Annotated in this window: 19 protein-coding genes; 9 read left to right on the forward strand and 10 right to left on the reverse strand. The window is 72.8% G+C overall.

Features of this window, described 5'->3' with window-relative positions; translation table 11 throughout:
* Positions 1 to 21: 21 nt before the first annotated feature.
* Positions 22 to 1,830 (reverse strand): ABC-F family ATP-binding cassette domain-containing protein, encoded by a 1,809-nt coding sequence (locus DC008_RS14280; protein WP_108707315.1) that lies wholly within the window; start codon positions 1,828 to 1,830, stop codon positions 22 to 24.
* Between the two features lie 156 nt (positions 1,831 to 1,986).
* Here DC008_RS14280 and DC008_RS14285 point away from each other — a divergent pair, with 156 nt between their 5' ends.
* Complete coding sequence (locus DC008_RS14285) at positions 1,987 to 2,580, forward strand: Uma2 family endonuclease (RefSeq protein ID WP_108707316.1); 594 nt, start codon at positions 1,987 to 1,989, stop codon at positions 2,578 to 2,580.
* A gap of 4 nt (positions 2,581 to 2,584) precedes the next feature.
* On the opposite strand, the gene DC008_RS14290 is transcribed toward DC008_RS14285, so the two are convergent.
* The 6 genes from DC008_RS14290 to rsmI all read right to left on the reverse strand — a co-directional run bounded on the left by DC008_RS14290 (position 2,585) and on the right by rsmI (position 8,616).
* Positions 2,585 to 3,481, reverse strand: a complete 897-nt coding sequence (locus DC008_RS14290; RefSeq protein WP_108707317.1) for a 4-(cytidine 5'-diphospho)-2-C-methyl-D-erythritol kinase — start codon at positions 3,479 to 3,481, stop codon at positions 2,585 to 2,587.
* Positions 3,478 to 4,380, reverse strand: a complete 903-nt coding sequence (rsmA, locus tag DC008_RS14295; RefSeq protein ID WP_108707318.1) for a 16S rRNA (adenine(1518)-N(6)/adenine(1519)-N(6))-dimethyltransferase RsmA — start codon at positions 4,378 to 4,380, stop codon at positions 3,478 to 3,480. The genes DC008_RS14290 and rsmA overlap by 4 nt, the downstream gene beginning before the upstream one ends.
* Before the next feature lie 361 nt (positions 4,381 to 4,741).
* Positions 4,742 to 6,118, reverse strand: coding sequence for a resuscitation-promoting factor (locus tag DC008_RS14300; RefSeq protein ID WP_108710688.1), 1,377 nt, complete (start codon positions 6,116 to 6,118; stop codon positions 4,742 to 4,744).
* Positions 6,119 to 6,251: 133 nt separating this feature from the next.
* Complete coding sequence (locus DC008_RS14305; protein WP_108707319.1) at positions 6,252 to 7,139, reverse strand: TatD family hydrolase; 888 nt, start codon at positions 7,137 to 7,139, stop codon at positions 6,252 to 6,254.
* 47 nt (positions 7,140 to 7,186) lie between these two features.
* Positions 7,187 to 7,576 (reverse strand): hypothetical protein, encoded by a 390-nt coding sequence (locus tag DC008_RS14310; protein ID WP_108707320.1) that lies wholly within the window; start codon positions 7,574 to 7,576, stop codon positions 7,187 to 7,189.
* Between the two features lie 191 nt (positions 7,577 to 7,767).
* On the reverse strand, positions 7,768 to 8,616 hold the full coding sequence (gene rsmI, locus DC008_RS14315; protein ID WP_108707321.1) for a 16S rRNA (cytidine(1402)-2'-O)-methyltransferase: 849 nt from the start codon (positions 8,614 to 8,616) through the stop codon (positions 7,768 to 7,770).
* A 62-nt stretch (positions 8,617 to 8,678) separates the two neighbouring features.
* Here rsmI and DC008_RS14320 point away from each other — a divergent pair, with 62 nt between their 5' ends.
* From DC008_RS14320 to DC008_RS14330, 3 genes are all read left to right on the forward strand, one after another.
* Complete coding sequence (locus DC008_RS14320) at positions 8,679 to 10,421, forward strand: dolichyl-phosphate-mannose--protein mannosyltransferase (RefSeq protein WP_108707322.1); 1,743 nt, start codon at positions 8,679 to 8,681, stop codon at positions 10,419 to 10,421.
* A 128-nt stretch (positions 10,422 to 10,549) separates the two neighbouring features.
* Positions 10,550 to 12,181, forward strand: a complete 1,632-nt coding sequence (locus DC008_RS14325) for a penicillin-binding transpeptidase domain-containing protein (RefSeq protein ID WP_108707323.1) — start codon at positions 10,550 to 10,552, stop codon at positions 12,179 to 12,181.
* 102 nt (positions 12,182 to 12,283) lie between these two features.
* Positions 12,284 to 13,954 carry a penicillin-binding transpeptidase domain-containing protein gene (locus tag DC008_RS14330; RefSeq protein ID WP_108707324.1) on the forward strand — a complete coding sequence of 557 codons (1,671 nt, stop codon included), beginning with the start codon at positions 12,284 to 12,286 and terminating at the stop codon, positions 13,952 to 13,954.
* Positions 13,955 to 13,957: 3 nt separating this feature from the next.
* Here the strand turns inward: DC008_RS14330 and DC008_RS14335 are convergent, their stop codons facing one another.
* Entirely contained in the window at positions 13,958 to 14,320 is a 363-nt protein-coding gene (locus DC008_RS14335; protein WP_055624864.1) for an SsgA family sporulation/cell division regulator, read from the reverse strand.
* 220 nt (positions 14,321 to 14,540) lie between these two features.
* Here DC008_RS14335 and DC008_RS14340 point away from each other — a divergent pair, with 220 nt between their 5' ends.
* From DC008_RS14340 to DC008_RS14355, 4 genes are all read left to right on the forward strand, one after another.
* Entirely contained in the window at positions 14,541 to 15,596 is a 1,056-nt protein-coding gene (locus DC008_RS14340; protein ID WP_108707325.1) for an energy-coupling factor ABC transporter permease, read from the forward strand.
* A gap of 1 nt (position 15,597) precedes the next feature.
* Positions 15,598 to 16,359, forward strand: a complete 762-nt coding sequence (gene cbiQ / locus DC008_RS14345; RefSeq protein ID WP_055624866.1) for a cobalt ECF transporter T component CbiQ — start codon at positions 15,598 to 15,600, stop codon at positions 16,357 to 16,359.
* Complete coding sequence (locus DC008_RS14350; protein WP_108707326.1) at positions 16,347 to 17,105, forward strand: energy-coupling factor ABC transporter ATP-binding protein; 759 nt, start codon at positions 16,347 to 16,349, stop codon at positions 17,103 to 17,105. The genes cbiQ and DC008_RS14350 overlap by 13 nt, the downstream gene beginning before the upstream one ends.
* 118 nt (positions 17,106 to 17,223) lie before the next feature.
* On the forward strand, positions 17,224 to 18,384 hold the full coding sequence (locus tag DC008_RS14355) for a serine hydrolase domain-containing protein (RefSeq protein ID WP_108707327.1): 1,161 nt from the start codon (positions 17,224 to 17,226) through the stop codon (positions 18,382 to 18,384).
* Here DC008_RS14355 and DC008_RS14360 read toward each other — a convergent pair.
* Positions 18,381 to 18,656 (reverse strand): DUF1876 domain-containing protein, encoded by a 276-nt coding sequence (locus DC008_RS14360; protein ID WP_108710689.1) that lies wholly within the window; start codon positions 18,654 to 18,656, stop codon positions 18,381 to 18,383. The two genes, DC008_RS14355 and DC008_RS14360, sit on opposite strands and share 4 nt — an antisense overlap.
* A 124-nt stretch (positions 18,657 to 18,780) precedes the next feature.
* Between DC008_RS14360 and DC008_RS14365 the strand changes: the two genes are divergently transcribed.
* On the forward strand, positions 18,781 to 19,263 hold the full coding sequence (locus DC008_RS14365; protein ID WP_108707328.1) for an HIT family protein: 483 nt from the start codon (positions 18,781 to 18,783) through the stop codon (positions 19,261 to 19,263).
* Here the strand turns inward: DC008_RS14365 and DC008_RS14370 are convergent.
* On the reverse strand, positions 19,225 to 19,674 hold the full coding sequence (locus tag DC008_RS14370; protein WP_108707329.1) for a hypothetical protein: 450 nt from the start codon (positions 19,672 to 19,674) through the stop codon (positions 19,225 to 19,227). The two genes, DC008_RS14365 and DC008_RS14370, sit on opposite strands and share 39 nt — an antisense overlap.
* Positions 19,675 to 19,954 lie beyond the last annotated feature (280 nt).

Raw genomic sequence — 19,954 nt, forward strand, 5'->3', positions numbered from 1 at the left:
TTCACGTGCGGGAGCCGACGGCTACGCGTCCTCGGCGAGTTCGAGCCAGCGCAGTTCCAGCTCGTCCCGCTGGGTGGCCAGATCGCGCAGTTCCGCGTCGAGTTCGGCCACCTTCGCGAAGTCCGTGGCGTTCTCGGCGATCTGCGCGTGCAGCTCGGTCTCGCGCTCGGACAGCTTGTCGAGCTGTCGCTCGATGCGCTGCAACTCCTTCTTGGCGGCCCGCTGATCGGCGGCGCTGCGCTCCGGTACGGCCTTCTCCACGGCCGGGACGGACGCGGCGGCGGCCGCCTGCGCCTCCATACGGTGGCGGCGCTCCAGGTACTCGTCGATGCCGCGCGGCAGCATCCGCAGGGTGGAGTCGCCGAGCAGGGCGAACACCCGGTCGGTGGTGCGTTCGACGAAGAACCGGTCGTGGGAGATGACGATCATCGAGCCGGGCCAGCCGTCGAGGAGGTCCTCCAGCTGGGTCAGGGTCTCGATGTCGAGGTCGTTGGTGGGCTCGTCGAGGAACAGGACGTTGGGCTCGTCCATCAGCAGACGCAGCAGCTGCAGCCGGCGGCGCTCACCGCCGGAGAGGTCCCCGACCGGCGTCCACTGCTTCTCCTTGCTGAAGCCGAACGTCTCGCAGAGCTGACCGGCCGTCATCTCGCGGCCCTTGCCGAGGTCGACGCGCTCACGGACCTGCTGCACGGCCTGCAACACCCGCCACTCGGGGTCGAGTTCGGCGACCTCCTGCGACAGATAGGCCAGCTTGACCGTCTTGCCGACGCGGATCCGCCCGGCCGCGGGCTGGGTCTCGCCCTCGCTGTAGGCGGCCTCGGCGAGCGCCCGCAGCAGGGAGGTCTTGCCGGCGCCGTTGACGCCGACCAGGCCGATGCGGTCGCCGGGGCCGAGCTGCCAGGTCACATGCTTCAGCAGCACCTTGGGCCCGGCCTGGACGGTCACGTCCTCAAGGTCGAAGACCGTCTTGCCGAGCCGGGAGGAGGCGAACTTCATCAGCTCGCTGCTGTCGCGCGGCGGCGGCACGTCCGCGATCAGCTCGTTGGCCGCCTCGACGCGGAAGCGGGGCTTGGACGTACGGGCGGGGGCGCCGCGGCGCAGCCAGGCGAGCTCCTTGCGGACCAGGTTCTGCCGCTTGACCTCCTCGGTCGCGGCGATGCGCTCCCGCTCGGCGCGCGCGAAGACGTAGTCGGAGTAGCCGCCCTCGTACTCGTGGACGACACCGCGCTGCACGTCCCACATGCGGGTGCAGACCTGGTCGAGGAACCACCGGTCGTGGGTGACGCAGACGAGCGCGGAGCGGCGGTTGCGCAGGTGCTCGGCGAGCCAGGCGATGCCCTCGACGTCGAGGTGGTTGGTGGGCTCGTCGAGGACGATCAGGTCCTGCTCCTCGATGAGCAGCTTGGCCAGCGCGATCCGGCGCCGCTCGCCGCCGGACAGCGGACCGATGACGGTGTCGAGCCCCTGCGGGAAGCCGGGCAGGTCGAGCCCGCCGAACAGGCCCGTCAGCACATCCCGGATCTTGGCGTTGCCGGCCCACTCGTGGTCGGCGAGGTCGCCGATCACCTCGTGGCGGACGGTCGCCTCGGGGTCGAGGGAGTCGTGCTGGGTGAGGACGCCGAGCCGCAGCCCGCCGGAGTGGGTGACCCGGCCGGTGTCGGGTTCCTCCAGCCTGGCCAGCATCCGGATCATGGTCGTCTTGCCGTCGCCGTTGCGGCCGACGACACCGATGCGGTCCCCCTCGGAGACGCCGAGCGAAATCCCGTCCAGCAGCGCACGGGTGCCGTACACCTTGCTGACGTTCTCGACATTGACCAGATTGACGGCCATTTTGCTCCTGCCCGGTGGATCGATCAGCTTTCCAGCCTAGGCCCTGCCGGGGGACGGCCGTGACGCGAGGAGATGGTCACCCTTTGTGATGACGTGATCGGAATGGGGCGACTACCGTGGAGGACAGGCCGCAGGATCCCGTCCATGGGAGGACTCATGACCGCCGAGCCCGCAGAGCACCGCCGCTGGCCGGTGCCGCCTCCGGACGGCTGGACCGTGGACGACCTGTTCACCCTGCCTGATCTCCCGCCGCACACAGAGCTGATCGACGGGAGCCTGATCTTCGTGAGTCCGCAGCGCCGCTTCCACTTCCTGGTGATCGACCTGCTGGTCCAGGGACTGCGCGCCTGCCTGGGCCCGCAGTTCAGTGTCGAGCGCGAGATGACGGTGGTCCTCGACCGGCGGAACGGCCCCGAACCGGATGTCAGCGTGGTGCGGGCCGATGCGGTGACCGGGCTGGACCAGACGTGCTTCCACGCCAAGGACGTGCTTCTCGCCGTGGAGGTCGTCTCCCCCGACTCGGAAGCCCGCGACCGCATGTACAAGCCGCACAAGTACGCCGTCGCCGGGATTCCGAACTTCTGGCGCGTCGAGCAGGACGGCCTCACCGGCCGGCCCGTGGTGCATGTCTACGAACTCGACCTCGCGACGATGTCGTACGTGCACCTGGGCCGGCAGAGCGACCGGGTCAAGGTGGACAAGCCGGCTCCCGTCGACATCGATCTGACCACGGTCGGCCCGCGCCCCTGACGCCTCAGAGAGCCGTCACCCCCGGCACCGGCCCCACCGCTGTGCGCACCGTGCGGCAGGCGGGTGCGGATGCCAGGGCCTCGGCGACCTTCTGGGCGCCGGCCGCGTCGCGGACGAGGAACGCCGTGGTGGGGCCCGAGCCGGAGACGAGCGCGGTGAGCGCCCCGGCCGCGCGCCCGGCGTCCAGGGTGTCCGCCAGCTCCGGGAAGAGGGAGAGCGCGGCGGGCTGGAGGTCGTTGGAGACGGCGGCGGCGAGCGCGTCCGGGTCACCCTTCGCGAGGGCGGCGAGCAGCGGCTCGGAGGCGATGGGCTCGGGGACGCGGGTGCCCTCGGCGAGCCGGTCGAACTCGCGGAAGACGGCGGGCGTCGACAGCCCACGCGTGGCCATCGCGAACACCCAGTGGAAGGTGCCGCCGACGTCGAGGGGGCGCAGCTTCTCCCCGCGCCCGGTGCCGAGGGCCGCCCCGCCGACCAGGCTGAACGGCACGTCGCTGCCCAGCTCGGCGCAGATGTCGAGGAGTTCCTCGCGGGTGGCGCCGGTCCCCCACAGGGTGTCGCAGGCGAGCAGGGCCCCCGCGCCGTCCGCGCTGCCGCCCGCCATGCCGCCCGCGACGGGGATGTCCTTGGCGATGTGCAGATGGACGTCGGGCGTGCGGCCGTACCGCTCGGCGAGGGCGATGGCGGCGCGGGCGGCGAGGTTGGTGCGGTCCAGCGGGACCTGCGCGGCGTCGGGGCCGTCACAGGTGACGCGCAGCCCGTCCGGCGACGGGATGGCGGTCACCTCGTCGTAGAGGCCGACGGCGAGGAAGACGTTGGCCAGGTCGTGGAAGCCGTCGGGGCGGGCGGCGCCCACCGCGAGCTGGACGTTGACCTTGGCGGGGACGCGGACGGTGACGCTCACTGCTGGCCCTGCTCCTCATGTCCGGCGCCCTTGTCTCCGGCGTCCTTGTTCTCGGCGATGCGCGCGAACTCCTCGACGGTCAGCGACTCGCCGCGGGCCTGCGGGGAGACGCCGGCCGCGACCAGGGCGGCCTCGGCGGCGGCCGCGGAACCGGCCCACCCGGCGAGGGCGGCGCGCAGCGTCTTGCGACGCTGGGCGAAGGCGGCGTCGACGACGGCGAAGACCTCGCGCCGGGACGCGGTGGTCTTCAGCGGGTCCGTGCGGCGCATCAGCGACACCAGTCCGCTGTCGACGTTCGGCGCGGGCCAGAAGACGGTGCGGCCGATGGCGCCGGCCCGCTTGACCTCGGCGTACCAGTTGGCCTTGACCGAGGGGACGCCGTACACCTTGGAGCCGGGGGCGGCGGCGAGGCGGTCGGCGACCTCGGACTGCACCATCACCAGCGTGCGCTCGATGCTCGGGAAGGTCTCGAGCATGTGCAGCAGCACCGGGACGGCCACGTTGTAGGGGAGGTTCGCGACGAGCGCCGTCGGGGGCGGTCCCGGCAGCTCGGTGACGTGCATCGCGTCGGAGTGGACCAGCGCGAACCGGTCGGCGCGGTCGGGCATGCGGGCCGCGACGGTGGCGGGCAGCGCGCCGGCCAGCACGTCGTCGATCTCGACGGCGGTGACCCGGTCGGCGGCCTCCAGCAGGGCGAGCGTGAGGGAACCGAGCCCCGGGCCGACCTCGACGACCACGTCGTCGGGGCGGACCTCCGCGGTGCGGACGATACGGCGGACGGTGTTCGCGTCGATGACGAAGTTCTGGCCGCGCTGCTTGGTGGGGCGCACACCGAGGGCGGCCGCCAGTTCACGGATGTCGGCGGGGCCCAGGAGGGCGTCGGGGGTGGGGCTGCTCACCCGACCAGGGTACGGGGCTCCGTAGGGCCTGATCGCCGCAGCCGGTCCGGCGGCCCGCACCGCCCGCCACGGCCGGGGTCGGCGGGGCCGCCCGACTGCCACCGCCGGGCCAGCGCGTCCGACCCGGTCGCCACAGCCGGGGCCGAGGGGTCCGGGCCCTTCGCCACAGCGGGACCGGGGGGGGCGGCCCGACCGCCGCAGCCGGTCCGCCGCGTCCGGCCCGGTCGCCACAGCCGGGGCCGACGGGTCCGGGCCGGTCACCGCAACCGGGACCGGGGGTCCGGGCCGGGCGCCGCAGCGGGTCCGCCGCGGCCGGGCCGGGCGCCGCGGCCGGGCCGGTGGCCCGTGCCCGGCGCGGGTCTCATCCGTGCAGGCGCTGCCCGCAGTGCGGCCATGGGCTGGTGCCCTGGCGGACGTACAGCTTTTTGGCGCGCATGGTCTGCTCGGCGGGCGGCGCGTCCTGGGGGCGGCCCCGGCCGCCGAGGCGCTGCCAGGTCTCGGTGTCGAACTGGTACAGCCCGCCGTAGGTCCCCGAGGAGTCGACCGCGTCGGGGCGGCCGCCGGACTCGCAGGCCGCGAGCCCCTCCCAGTTCAGCCGGCCCGTCGAGTCCGTGGAGACGGGCAGCGGCTTGGTGCCGACCTTGACGATCTGCGTCTCCGGCCGGCGGATCACCTCCGTGCCGGTGCGGCGCGGCTTCTGCCGTACGCCGTTGACGGTGCGGGTGGTGTAGGTGATGCGGCGCAGGCCCGGCCGGCCCGGGCGCTCGACGACCTCCGTGCCCCGGAACACCGCGGGGTCCTCGACCCGGCGTACGTCGAAGGGGATCACCTCGTCACGGATCTCCCGGCCGCCGGTGATCCGCAGCACGGTCACCGCCTGCCCGTCGCGCGGGAAGTCCTCGGCCCGCGCCGAGGTGGTGTCGTCGCCGCGCAGGGTGATGCCGGCCTGCTCGACGACCTCGGCGACGGTCGCGGCGTTGGTGCGGACGGTGCGGGCGCGGCCGTCCGCGAGGACCGTCACCGCGCGTTCGGTGCGCACGTCCAGCGTGAGCCCCTCCCGTCCGATGCGCTTCGAGCGCGGCACCGACACATACGCGCCCTCGGTGCGCACACCGAGCTTCCGCAGCGCCGCCTCGACGGTGTGCGCGGTCGTCCACACCTCGCGCGGGCGGCCGTCGAGGGTGAGCCGCAGGGGCCGCCCGTGGCGCACCACGACCTCGTCGCCGCTCTCCAGCGCCGAGCCCGCCGGCGGATCCACCACATCGTGGGCGCCGACCTCGACGCCCTGGTCGTCGAGGAGGTCGCCCACGTCGTCGGCGAACGTGTGCAGGGTGCGCGGGGCGCCGTCGACGGTCAGCTCGACAGCCTTGTCGTTGGCGACGAAGGCGCTGGTGCCGCCCGCCAGGAACGCGACGACCAGGGCCTGCGGGACCAGCCGGCGCATGGGCCCCTCGACCCGCTCGACGGTCCGGCCGCGACGGCGGTGCGCGGCCCGCCGCCCGGTCCGGTGGTCCGCGCCGGGCGCGTACGCCCCTTCGGCCACCTCGTACGCCGGGCGGTAGGTGTCCGCGTACGCCTCAGGACCGCCGTACCCGCTCTCGTGACGGTCCGTGTACGGCTCGAAGGCGGCCGGCGTGCCGTACGCGACCGTGGGAGCGGTGTACGGGTCGAAGCCGCCGTACCCCGGGGGGTACGGGGACGGGCTCGGTCCATACGTCTCGAACTGCGCGTTGCTCACGACGACGCTCCAGCGGAGGGGTCCGTTCAGGGCCACCAGAACCTAGCGGAGCGCCGGGCGGTCACCAAGGCGACGCGGCTACGCACCGTAATTTTTACGGGCGTTGGGAGCCGGGAGGGCCGTCGGCGGGGTGTCAGCGCGGGTAGGAGAAGGCGCGTGCCGTGTTCGATCCCAGGGCCGCGGCCAGCGTGTCCTCGTCGATGCCGCGCACCTCGGCCATGGCCCGCACCGTGATCGGAACGAGATACGGGGCGTTGGGCCGTCCGCGGTACGGGGCCGGGGTGAGGAAGGGCGCGTCGGTCTCCACGAGGAGCAGTTCCAGCGGGGCGACGGCGACCGCGTCCCGCAGGTTCTGGGCGTTCTTGAAGGTGACGTTCCCGGCAAAGGACATGAAGTATCCGGCGCGGGCGCAGATCTCCGCCATCTCGGCGTCGCCGGAGTAGCAGTGGAAGACGGTCCGCTCGGGGGCGCCCTCCTCCTTCAGCACGCGCAGGACGTCGGCGTGGGCGTCGCGGTCGTGGATGACGAGGGCCTTGCCGTGCCGCTTGGCGATCTCGATGTGGGCGCGGAAGGACGCCTCCTGCGCCTCCATGCCCTCGGGCCCGGTGCGGAAGTAGTCCAGTCCCGTCTCGCCGACGCCCTTCACCTGCGGCAGCGCGGCGAGCCGGTCGATCTCGGCGAGGGCCTCGTCGAGCGCCGCCGCGCCCCCGGGCTCGCGCGCCCCCTGCCGGGACCAGCCGTCGGGGTCGCCGTGCACGATGCGAGGCGCCTCGTTGGGGTGCAGGGCGACGGCCGCGTGGACGGCGTCGTACGCCGCCGCCGTCTCGGCCGCCCACCGCGAGCCGCGCACGTCGCAGCCGACCTGCACGACGGTGGTCACCCCGACGGAGGCCGCCTTCGCCAGGGCGTCCTCCACGCTGCCCGACTGCATGTCGAGATGGGTGTGCGAGTCGGCGACCGGCACCCGCAGGGGTTCCGGGGCGGGCGGAGCGGCGTGCTTGTCGGCGGCGTTCGAAGGCATGTCCCGATCCTACGGAAGGGGCCTGCCGGGCCGGCCGGGCGGCGGGGTCAGCCGGCCTTGCGGTGGAAGACGTGCAGGAGGTCGGAGAGGTGCCGGTGATGCGGCGCCTCACCGGGCTGTGCGGGCACCACCGGGGCCGGGGCGGGGGCGGGCCGGTGCAGGGAGTTCTGCACGGAGGCCACTTGCCCGGCGCGCATGATGCGCACCACATGCCCGTCGCAGTTGCGGCAGACGGGCCGGCTCAGCGGCGACGGCACGACCCGGCCGTCGGCCACGTACCGGACGGACTCCCGACCGTCCGCGTCCCGCTCGTGCTCGATCGCGTACGACTGCTCCCAGCCGTGCCCGCAGCGCATGCACGCGAACGAGTACGACTCGTGGACGGCGGCGGTGGCAGCACCGGGAAGGCCCGGTATCCGCTGTGCGCTCTCACTCATGCCGGCTCCTGTGGTCCGCAGGGCTGGGACGATCGACGCCCCACGACCAGTGGACTCCCGGCCGGACATGAACGCACGGCATCTGTCCACTGTTGGCGGCGAATTGGCCGTTCCTTGCCGAAAGGCCCGAGTCGCTTTACCCCGGCATGGGGCGCCCGCGCCCAGCGGTGTACGCCCTGCTCACACCACCTTCACGCGCCCGCGTTCTTCGCCGCCACGACGGCGTCGAACACCTCCCGCTTGGGCACGCCCGCCTCGGCCGCGACCGCCGCGATCGCCTCCTTGCGCCGCTCGCCCGCCTCCTCGCGGATGCGGACCCGGCGCACGAGCTCGGCCGCGTCGATCTCCTCGCCGCCCTTGTCCGGCGCACCCTCGACGACGACGGTGATCTCGCCGCGCACACCCTCGGCGGCCCAGGCCGCCAGCTCCCCGAGGCCGCCGCGCTTGACCTCCTCGTACGTCTTCGTCAGCTCCCGGCACACGGCGGCCCGCCGCTCGGGCCCGAACACCTCGGCCATCGCGGCGAGGGTGTCGTCGAGCCGGTGCGGGGCCTCGAAGTACACGAGCGTGCGCCGCTCCCCGGCGACCTCCTTCAGCCGCGACAGCCGCTCCCCCGCCTTGCGCGGCAGGAACCCCTCGAAGCAGAACCGGTCCACGGGCAGCCCGGACAGGGCCAGCGCGGTCAGCACGGCGGACGGGCCGGGCACGGCGGTGACCCGGATGTCCTTCTCCACCGCCGCCGCGACCAGCCGGTACCCCGGGTCCGACACGGACGGCATCCCCGCGTCGGTGACCAGCAGCACCCGCGAGCCCTCCAGCAGCGCCTCGACCAGTTCGGGGGTGCGCGCCGACTCGTTGCCCTCGAAGTACGACACGACCCGGCCGGACGGCTGCACGCCCAGCGCCTGGGTGAGGCGCTTCAGCCGCCGGGTGTCCTCGGCGGCGACCACGTCCGCGCCGGCCAGTTCCTCCGCGAGCCGGGGCGGGGCGTCCTGGACGTCGCCGATGGGGGTGCCTGCCAGTACAAGGGTTCCTGTCACGTTTCCAGTCTCGCAGGGCGCATCCGCGCGACTGTCACAGACGTGTTCCCTACGATGGCGCGGTGACCAGTACCGCGTCCTCCACGGACACCCGGCAGGGCCAGGCATCGCACGAGCAGCGGCCGTCGTGGCAGCAGCGGCTGCGCCGATTCGGCTACTCCGCCGCGCCCCGCGGCGACGTACGCGACCAACTCGTGCCGCCGTACGTGAAGCCCAGCCCGCGGATGTGGCAGTTCCTCGGCGCCTCGGGTCCGCTCGCCGACCGGATCACACGCTGGTCCGGCTGGGGCGGCCCGCTGCTGGTGACGCTGCTTGCGGGCGTGCTGCGCTTCTGGCACCTGGGCAGCCCGAAGGCGGTGATATTCGACGAGACGTACTACGCCAAGGACGCCTGGGCGCTGATCCACCGCGGTTTCGAGGTCAGCTGGGACAAGAACGCCAACAAGTCCGTCCTGGAGCTGGCCGACAAGGTGCCGATCCCGACGGAGGCGGCGTACGTCGTGCACCCGCCGGTGGGCAAGTACGTCATCGGGCTCGGCGAGCTGATGTTCGGGTTCAACCCCTTCGGCTGGCGCTTCATGACGGCGCTGCTCGGCACGCTGTCGGTGCTGATGCTGTGCCGCATCGGCCGGCGGATCTTCCGCTCCACGTTCCTCGGCTGTGTCGCGGGCGCGCTCATGGCCGTGGACGGGCTGGCCTTCGTGATGGCCCGCACCTCGCTGCTGGACGGGGTGCTGATGTTCTTCGTGCTGGCGGCCTTCGGGTGTCTGGTCATCGACCGGGACCGGGCGCGCGCGAAGCTGGCGGCCGCGCTGCCGGTGGACGCCGACGGGCGGGCCCGCCCGGACGCGCACATCGCCGAGACCCTGCGCCTCGGGCTGCGCCCCTACCGCTGGCTGGCGGGCCTGATGCTGGGCCTGGCCATCGGCACCAAGTGGAACGGCCTGTACTTCCTGGCCGCGTTCGGCCTGATGACCGTGGCGTGGGACATCGGCGCCCGCCGGGTCGCCGGCGCCGGCCGCCCCTACTGGGCCGTGGCCCGCCACGACCTGGGCCTGGCCTTCCTGGCGACGGTCCCGGTGGCGGTCGTCACCTACTTCGCGTCCTGGACCGGCTGGATCCTCTCCCCCACGAACGGCAAGGGCGGCTACTACCGCGACTGGGCGACCGCCAACGGCCGCACCAGCGACTGGTCCTGGCTGTTCCCCGACTGGTGGCTGTCCCTGTGGCACTACGAGAACCAGGTGTACGACTTCCACGTCGGCCTGTCCTCGCCGCACACCTACCAATCCAACCCGTGGAGCTGGATCGTCGACGGCCGCCCCGTCTCCTTCTTCTACGAGTCCCCGCTGCCCGGCAGGGACGGCTGCCCCTCCGACGCGGGCGGCAAGTGCGCCCGCGAGGTCCTGGCGATCGGCACCCCGGTCCTGTGGTGGGCGGCGGCCGCGGCCGTGCTGTACGTCCTGTGGCGCTGGCTGCTGCGCCGCGACTGGCGGGCCGGCGCCATCGCCTGCGGCGTCGCGGCCGGGTACCTCCCCTGGTTCCTCTACCAGGAACGCACCATCTTCTTCTTCTACGCCATCGTCTTCCTCCCCTTCCTCTGCCTGGCCGTGGCGATGCTCCTGGGCGCGATCATCGGCCCACCCCGCTCCGGCGCCACCCGCCGGGTGATCGGCGCGACGGCCGCGGGCGTCCTGGTCCTCCTGATCGCCTGGAACTTCATCTACTTCTGGCCCCTGCACACGGGCACGTCGATCCCGATCGACGAGTGGCGGTCGCGGATGTGGCTGGATACGTGGGTGTAGGCGGGCCCGCCCGGAGGGCCTGACGATCGGACACATGTGCGGGCCTCCTCGGTCACAAAAGGAAACTCTCCTCACAGTTCTCCCCCACGCCACTTACAGTGCCGGGGGACGAAAACGGGGAGGGGATCATGGCCAAGGGGGTCAAGGTCGCGGTCGTCGGCGGGGTGTTCGCCCTGATGGTGGGCGGGGCCGGGTACGGCGCGTACAACATCGTGTCGGCGTTGGACGGGGGCGGGGCCACCGGCGCCGGGGGGTCGGCACGGTCCGGGCCGCCGGACGCGGACGAGGTGGCGGAGACCACCGAGGCGTTCTTCGAGGCGTGGGAGAAGGGCAAGGTCGAGCAGGCCGCCGCCCGGACCAACAACGACGCGGCCGCCGGTGTGCTGTTCAACGCCTACACCAAGGCCGCGCACATCAGTGATGTGAAGATCAGGGCGGGGAAGGCGACGGGTACCACCGTGCCGTTCGGTGTCGACGCCACGGTGTCCTACGGCGGGAAGTCCAAGCCGTTGCGGTACGAGAGCCGGCTCACCGTGGTGCGGGGGGTCAGTACGGGGCGGGCGCTTGTCGACTGGCAGCCGGCCGTCATCCATCCGGAGCTGCGCAAGGGCGACACCCTGGTCACCGGCGAGGCCGAGAACCCGCCCATCGAGGCAGTCGACCGGAACGGCACCGTGCTGACGAAGGAGAAGTACCCCTCGCTCGGGCCGGTCCTGGACACCCTGCGGTCGAGGTACGGCGACAAGGCGGGCGGTGAGCCCGGCGTGGAGCTGTCGATCCGGCACACCGCCACCGAGGCCCCGGACACCTCGCTGCTGACCCTCTCCAAGGGCAGACCCGGCAAGCTGCGCACCACGCTCAGCGCGGGCGTGCAGGCCGCCGCCGAGAAGGCCGTCGAGAAGTACGGGCAGTCCTCCGTCGTCGCCCTCCAGCCCAGCAGCGGTGAGATCCTCGCCGTCGCCAACCACCGTGAGGACGCCTTCAACGCGGCCTTCGAGGGGCAGGTCGCCCCCGGCTCCACGATGAAGGTGCTCACCTCGGCCATGCTCATCGACAACGGCCTCGCGACGATGAACGGTCCGGCGCCCTGCCCGGACACCGCGGTCTGGCAGAGCCAGACCTTCAAGAACCTGAAGGGCATGAAGCCCGACGAGGGGACCGGCGCCACCCTTTCGGCCGCGTTCACCCGGTCCTGCAACACCGCCTTCATCAAGCTGGTCGGCCGCGACGGCGTCACCGACGCCTCCCTGACCGCGGAGGCCGAGCAGCGGTTCGGGATCGGCCGCGACTGGCGGACCGGCATCAGCTCGTTCGACGGCAGCGTCCCCGCCTCCGCGGGGCCGGACCGCGCGGCCAACGCGATCGGGCAGGGCACGGTCCAGATGAACCCGCTGACCATGGCGTCCGTGACGGCGACCGCGATCACCGGCTCGTTCCGGCAGCCGTATCTGGTGCCGCGCGCGCTCGACGACCGGGAGTTCGCGACCGCGGCGGGGCTGCGCCCGGGCACCGCGAACCAGATCCGGCAGATGATGCGGCTGACCGCGACGCAGGGCACCGGCGCGGCGGCCATGCGCGGGCTCAGCGGTGACATCGGCGCGAAGACCGGTTCGGCGGAGGTCGACGGGGAAGCCACCTCGGACAGCTGGTTCGTCGGGTACCGCGGTGACGTGGCCGCGTCCGCACTGGTCCAGCAGGGCGGGCACGGCGGCGACGCGGCCGGTCCGATTGTCGCAGCCGTGCTACGAGCGGCCGGCTGACCTCACCCTCGGCGCCGGGGGACTCTAGGCTGGTCGTCGTCGTTGTGCGTGAGGGCAGCGGGGCACCGGGGACCCCTGGGATTCGCGAGGGAACGGAAAGCAGTGGGCAGAAGAAAGCGCGTCGCCGAGCGGCGGAAGACCAACCCCGCCGTGCTCGGCGGGATGATCGCCGTCGTGATCGGTGGCGCCGGGTTCGGCGTCTACGCCCTGTACGGCGGTGGAGCGGCCGCGGACACGCAGTCGTCCTCCGCCGAGCAGCGGGCGCGGAAGGTCAGGTCGGGCCCGCTCTCCGGCAAGGAGGTCACCTCGGCCGCCGAGGCGTTCCTCACGGCCTGGCAGAAGGGCGACGTGGCGAAGGCCGCCGCCGCCACCGACGACAGCGCCGCCGCGAAGGCCCAGCTCACCGGCTACGCCAAGGACGCCCGTATCAAGGACGTCACCCTCACCCCGGGTGCCCGCGCCGGCGACAAGGTCCCCTTCTCGGTGAAGGGCACCGTCTCCTACAAGAAGACCAGCAAGCCCCTGACGTACGACAGCGCACTCACCGTCGTCCGGCGGGCGGAGGACGGCAAGCCGCTGGTCAAGTGGCAGGCGTCGGTCGTCCACCCGGAGCTGAAGGACGGCGACCGGCTCGTCACCGGCGCGTCCGGCACCCCGCCGGTCAAGGCCCTCGACCGCGACGGCGGCGAGCTGACCGTGAAGGCCTACCCGTCGCTGGGCTCCGTCCTGGACGGGCTGCGCGAGAAGTACGGCGAGAAGGCCGGCGGCACGGCGGGCGTCGAACTCCAGGTCGTCCGGGGCAAGGAGTCCCAGAAGGCGGAGCTGGCCGACAAGACCGTGCTGGAGCTGAGCAAGGGCACCCCGGGCACCGTGAAGACGACGCTCAGCCCCTCCCTGCAGGCCGCCGCCGAGCAGCAGGTCGCCGCGAAGGAGAAGGCGTCGGTCGTCGTGCTGCGCCCCTCCACCGGCGAGATCCTCGCCGCGGCGAACTCCTCGCACGGCTTCAACACCGCGTTCCAGGGCTCCCTCGCCCCCGGCTCCACGATGAAGGTCGTCACCTCCTCGATGCTGATCGAGAAGGGCCTGGCGTCGGCGGACAAGGCGCACCCCTGCCCGAAGTACTTCACCTATGGGCACTGGAAGTTCCAGAACGACGACAAGTTCGAGATCAAGGGCGGGACGTTCAAGGCGAGCTTCGCCCGCTCCTGCAACACGGCCTTCATCAGCCAGGCGCCGGAGCTGGAGGACGACAGCCTCACCAAGCAGGCCCAGCAGGTCTTCGGTCTCTCGCTCGACAACTGGTCGGTGGGCGTGCCCACCTTCGACGGCGCCGTCCCGGTGCAGTCGCAGGCGCAGATGGCGGCCGAGCTGATCGGGCAGGGCGGGGTGCGGATGAACCCGCTGAACATGGCGTCGGTGTCGGCGACCGTGAAGCAGGGCGTCTTCAAGCAGCCCTACCTGGTCTCCCCCGAGGTGGACGGGCGCACGCTCGCGAAGGCGTCCCGCACGATGTCCGCGTCCACGCTGGGCCAGCTGCGCGATCTGATGGCGTACACGGCGAAGTACGGCACGGCGGCCGAGGCGATGGCGGGCGTCCCCGGTGACGTCGGCGCGAAGACCGGTTCGGCCGAGGTCGACAACCAGAAGAAGCCCAACGGCTGGTTCACGGCGTACCGGGGTGACCTCGCCGCGGCGGGTGTCGTGCAGGCGGCGGGACACGGCGGTTCGACGGCCGGCCCGATCGTGGCGGCCCTGCTGAAGGCGGGCGGCTGAGCCTCAGCTGTGCACGGGCTCCGTGGCGGCCAGATAGGTCCGCCGCAGGAACCGCATCAGCGCCTTCGTGTCGAACTGGACGACCGAGACGCCCTCCGGTGAGTGGAACTCGACGACGGCCTGCACCCGGCCGCACGGCCAGACCCGTACCTCGCCGCTTCCGGCGGGGGCGCGCAGGCCCTGCTCCAACAGGGTGCGCGAGCACGTCCAGTCGTGGGTGTCGCCTCCGGGGAGCCGGATGTGCACCACGCGTGGATCGGTGTCGGGGTCGTAGCGCAGGACGACCGGTACGGCGTCCTGCTCCGCGGCCTGGATGTCGGCGTCGGTGACGATGTGGGCTCGTGCGTACTGCTCGACTACGGACATCGGACGGCCCCTAACCCGCGTGAACTCAACGCGTGACCTGTGCGAAGGCTTGCCTCCGCTCCTTCTCCAATGTCGCACATCTTCCCGATTCCGCTCGTCGTAGCCGGATCGGGCTCAGATGTGGGCCGAATCATGCCCGGACGCCCCACGGCGAGCGTGGCCGCAATGAACACTGCCTCGCTCTTGCGAACCGTTCGCATTAAGCCACTATCATCGAACGGTGCACGTACCTGACGGATTCATAGACGCCCCCACCTCCGCCGTGACCGGCGTGGTCGCCGCGGCCGCGGTCGCCGTGAGCCTGCGCGGTGCCCGGCGCGAGCTCGACGAACGCACCGCCCCGCTCGCCGGTCTGGTCGCCGCGTTCATCTTCGCCGTCCAGATGCTCAACTTCCCCGTCGCGGCCGGCACCAGCGGCCATCTGCTCGGCGGCGCCCTCGCGGCGATCCTGGTCGGGCCCTATACGGGCGTGTTGTGCGTGTCCGTCGTCCTGCTCATGCAGGGCATCCTGTTCGCGGACGGCGGCCTGACCGCGCTCGGCGTGAACATCACCAACATGGCGATCGTCACGACCGTCGTCGCCTACGCCGTCTTCCGGCTCCTGGTGAAGGTGCTCCCGCGCGGCCGCCGCTCCATCACCGTCGCCTCCTTCGCCGCGGCCCTGCTGTCCGTCCCTGCGGCGGCGCTCGCCTTCACCCTGATGTTCGCGGTCGGCGGCACCACCGACGTCTCCCTCGGCAAGGTCCTGACCGCCATGGTCGGCGTGCACGTCCTGATCGGCCTCGGCGAGGCCACGATCACCGCCCTGACGGTCGGCGCCGTCGTCGCCGTACGCCCCGACCTGGTGTACGGCGCCCGTGATCTGCGGCAGCGGCTGAGGCTGCGGGTCAACGGCGAACTCGTCGACGCGCCCGCCGCCGAGCCGGCCCCGGTCGCCGCGCGCTCCCCGCGCAAGGTGTGGGCGGTCGGCCTGGTGACCTCCCTGGTCCTCGCCGGCTTCGTCAGCTTCTACGCCTCCGCCAGCCCCGACGGCCTCGAGAAGGTCGCCGCCGACCACGGCATCGACAAGAAGGCCGAGGACCACGCCGTCGCCGACTCCCCGCTCGCCGACTACGGCGTCAAGGACGTCACCGACGCCCGGTTGTCCGGCGGCCTCGCGGGCGTGATCGGCGTCGGGGTCACCGTCGTCGCGGGCAGCGCGGTGTTCTGGACCGTGCGCCGGCGCCGCACCGCCGGTCCCGCCGAGGTCTCCCCGGCGAGCACGAGCGGCGCCTGACATGGGGGCGGGCCACGCGCACCGGCTGTACCGGCACGGGCACTCACCCGTGCACGGTCTGCCGCCGCACACCAAGCTGGCCGCGACGTTCGCGTTCGTCGTCGTCGTGGTGTCCACACCGCGCGAGGCGATGTGGGCGTTCGGCCTGTACGCGGTGCTGCTCGGCGTCGTCGCGTACGTCGCGCGCGTGCCCGCCGGCTTTCTGCTGAAGCGGCTGCTGATCGAGGTGCCGTTCGTCGCGTTCGCGGTGCTCATGCCGTTCGTGGCGGAGGGCGAACGCGTCGAGGTGCTGGGCCTGTCGCTGAGCGTCGGCGGCCTGTGGGGCGCCTGGAACGTGCTGGCCAAGGGCACCCTCGGGGTCGCCGCGTCGGTGCTGCTCGCCTCCACCACCGAGCTGCGCGAGCTGCTGCTCGGCCTGCAGCGGCTGAAGCTGCCGCCGCTGCTCGTGCAGATCGCGTCCTTCATGGTCCGCTACGGCGACGTCATCGCCGACGAGATGCGCCGGATGCGCATCGCACGCGAGTCCCGCGGCTTCGAGGCGAAGGGCGTACGGCACTGGGGGGTGCTCGCCAAGTCGGCGGGCGCCCTGTTCATCCGCTCCTACGAACGCGGCGAGCGCGTCCACCTGGCCATGGTCAGCCGCGGGTACGCCGGGACGATGCCGGTGATCGACGAGGTCACCGCGTCGCGGGCGCAGTGGTCGTACGCCCTGACCCTCCCGCTTTCCGCCCTCGTCGTCTGTCTGCTGGGATGGACCCTGTGACCGCTTCCCTCGAGGTCTGTGGCCTCGCCTTCGCCTACCCCGACGGGCATCAGGCCCTGTTCGGCGTCGACTTCTCCATCGAGCGCGGCGAACGGGTCGCGCTGCTCGGCCCGAACGGCGCCGGCAAGACGACTCTCGTGCTGCACCTCAACGGCATCCTGAGCGGCGGCACCGGCAGCGTGCGGGTCGCCGGGCTGCCCGTGGGCCGGGAGCACATGGCGGAGATCCGGCGCCGGGTCGGGATCGTCTTCCAGGACCCGGACGACCAGCTGTTCATGCCGACGGTCCGCGAGGACGTGGCGTTCGGGCCGGCCGCCGCCGGGCTGAAGGGGGCGGAGCTGGAGGCCCGTGTCGACCGGGCGCTGGAACGGGTCGGCATGGCGGAGTTCAAGGACCGCCCGCCGCACCATCTGTCGTTCGGGCAGCGGCGCCGGGTCGCGGTCGCCACGGTGCTCGCGATGGAGCCGGAGATCCTCGTCCTGGACGAGCCGTCCTCCAACCTGGACCCGGCCTCCCGCCGCGAACTCGCCGACATCCTGCGCTCCCTGGACGTCACCGTCCTCATGGTCACCCACGACCTGCCGTACGCGCTGGAGCTGTGCCCCCGGTCGCTGATCCTCAGCGAGGGCGTGATCGCGGCGGACGGCCCGACCCGTGAACTCCTCGCCGACGACGCGCTGATGGGCGCCCACCGCCTGGAGCTGCCGTACGGGTTCGACCCGCGCTCGGTGCCCACGGGCGCCTGACCTCCGCCCTCCCCGCGAGACGTCGGCCACACTTCGGAATCGAAGGTGGCGCACCCATGTTGGACTGGACACCGCAGGCGCCACGGGGGCGCCGGGTGGTCGTCGAGGGAGCACGCGCGTGGATGTGAACGGCACGGTCGCCGAGGGCTTCGAGCCGGTCAGGGACGCCTTCGCGCGGAACTTCACCGGGCTCGGCGAGCGGGGCGCGGCCGTCGCCGTGTACCGCGACGGGCGGCGGGTCGTCGACCTGTGGGCGGGCACCCGGGACGTCGACGGCACCGAGCCGTGGCAACGCGGCACCGCGCAGGTCGTGCGCTCGGCGACCAAGGGGGTCGCCGCTGCCGTGGCCCTGCTGCTGCACCGGCGCGGGGAACTGGACCTGGACGCGCCGGTGGCGGCGTACTGGCCGGAGTTCAAGGCGCACGGCAAGGAGCGGCTGCTGGTCCGGCACGTCCTCGGCCATCGCGCCGGGCTGCCGGTCCTCGACGTGCCGCTCACCCCGGAGGAGGCCCTGGACCCCGAACGCGGTCCGGCGGCGGTCGCCGCGGAGCGCCCCGTGTGGGAGCCCGGCACCGCGCACGGCTACCACGCGCTGACGTACGGCTGGCTGCTGGACGGGCTGGTGCGGCGGGTGACGGGCCGCTGGACCGGCGAGTGGCTCGCCGAGGAGGTGGCGGGCCCGCTGGGGCTCGATCTGTGGCTGGGGCTGCCGGAGGAGGCGGCCGGCCGGGTCGGCCGTACCGGGCGGGTGGACGGGCCGGAGCCGACGGGCGCGCTGCGGGCCCGGCCGAAGCGGTCGGTGACCGCGGCCTACAAGGATCCGGACTCCCTCACGCGTCGCGCGTTCGCCGCGATCAGCCCCTTCCCCGACCAGAACGACCCCGCGTACCGCGCGGCCGCGCTCCCCGCCACGAACGGCATCGCGACGGCCGACGCGCTGGCCCGCTTCTACGCGGCGCTGATCGGCGAGGTCGACGGGATGCGGCTGTTCGACCCGGCGACGGTGGACCTGGCCCGCGCCGAGGAGTCGTCGGGCCCGGACCGCGTCCTGGTCGTCAACACCCGTTTCGGTCTGGGGTACATGCTGCACGGCACCGCCTCGCCGCTGCTGGGCCCCGGCTCGTTCGGGCATCCCGGGCGCGGCGGCGCCCTCGGCTTCGCCGACCCGGAGGCGGGCATCGCCTTCGGCTATGTGACGAACGGCTTCCGCAGGACGGTGACGGCGGACCCGAGGGCGCAGGCGCTGATCCGGGCGATCAGGACTTCTCTGGATACCTAGACGTGGATCGGGTGCGAGGTGCGGCCCGACGCGGCGTCGATCTCGCTGTGCGCCTTGTTCAGCATCTGCGTCGCCAGCTCGTTCAGCGCGCGGGCGCCGGCGATCTCCTCCCCCACCCGGGGCTGGTAGGAGTCGGTGTGGTGCCGGGTCGCATGCCCGTGGCCGCGTACCTCGGTGCCGTCGGGGAGCCGTACCAGCGCGGCCGCGCGCGTGTGCTGGTCGTCCTCCATGAACTCCATCTCGACATGCCATCCCACTGCGGTGTGCATCATGACGATCACCTCCGGAAGACCTGCTTCCAGGGTGCTCCTTCACGGGCCGGCTCGCCAGAAGGGCCGGGGCGGGACGGTCGTACAGTGGCCGCCACCGCACACCGCCGACGAACGGGGAAAGCCCATGCCCGGGGACGAACAGCCCTGCGTGTTCTGTGAGATCGCGGCCGGAACCGCCGGGACGCGGCTGGTCCACGAGGACCCGCACACCGTGGCGTTCTTCCCGCTGGAGCCCGCCACCCTCGGTCACACGCTCGTGGTGCCCCGGCGGCACTCGGCGGACCTGTGGGCGATGGACGACACGACGGCCCGGCATCTGATGCGGACGGTGCTGCGGGTCGGCCGGGCGCTGCGCTCGGTGCTCGCGCCGGACGGCATGAACGTCGTCTCCTCGGCGGGCGAGGCGGCCACGCAGACGGTGTTCCACACCCATGTGCATCTGGTGCCGCGCCGGGCCGGGGACGCGATGGGACGGCTGTGGCCGGCCGCCGGCGCCGGTTTCCGGTTCGCCGACGACGCCGCCGCGGACGCGCTCGCGGCCCGGGTCGCGGACGCCGCCCGCGCCGGCTCAGAGGGCGAGGACGAGAAGCGCGAGGTCGGCCAGTAACAGCGGCGAGTAGAACAGCAGCAGGGTCGGCGTGACCCAGACCTCCCGCCAGGGCATGGTGCCCAGATAGGACGCCACGTTCATGGAGAGCGGCTCGACCGTGCTGCCGGGGCGGCGGGCGTCGTCGTAGAGGCGGCGGAAGGCCCGCTCCTGGCGCAGGAAGAAGCAGTCGAGGTACCAGAAGCACAGCAGCGGCAGCACACCGACGGCCGCGAGGTGCCAGCTCAGCCGGCTCGCGGACAGCGCGAGCAGACCGGCGGCCAGGGTCAGCGCCCAGCCCTTCACCAGGAAGGAGTTGGTGCCCATCCGCGTGATGGTGGCCTGGATGAACTCGAGGTGCTTGATCCGGTCCGGAGGCAGGGGCTCCCGGTCGCCGACCCCCGCGTCCGATCCCTCGCTCAGCGCCGTCACTGCCCGCCCCCTCGGTGAACCGTCCGCCGGGACGATCGTAGTGCGGCGGGCGGCCCGAGGGGCCGGTCCCGGACAGTCGAACGGCCCGATCCGGACGCCACGTCCACCCCAGCCGACCCGCGTTTACCCGGTGTCCATCCGGCAACTCGGGATCAGGTGACACTCGGCACAGGGACCGCCGAAGGCGCTCCCGCCCTGCTTCCATGGGAGGGTCGCGCACCGGCTCTGGCCCCGCCGACGGCGCCTCTCGTCCCGTCCCCCGCACAGGGCCGCACCGAGG

The sequence above is a fragment of the Streptomyces nigra genome (assembly GCF_003074055.1).
Taxonomy (GTDB): domain Bacteria; phylum Actinomycetota; class Actinomycetes; order Streptomycetales; family Streptomycetaceae; genus Streptomyces; species Streptomyces nigra.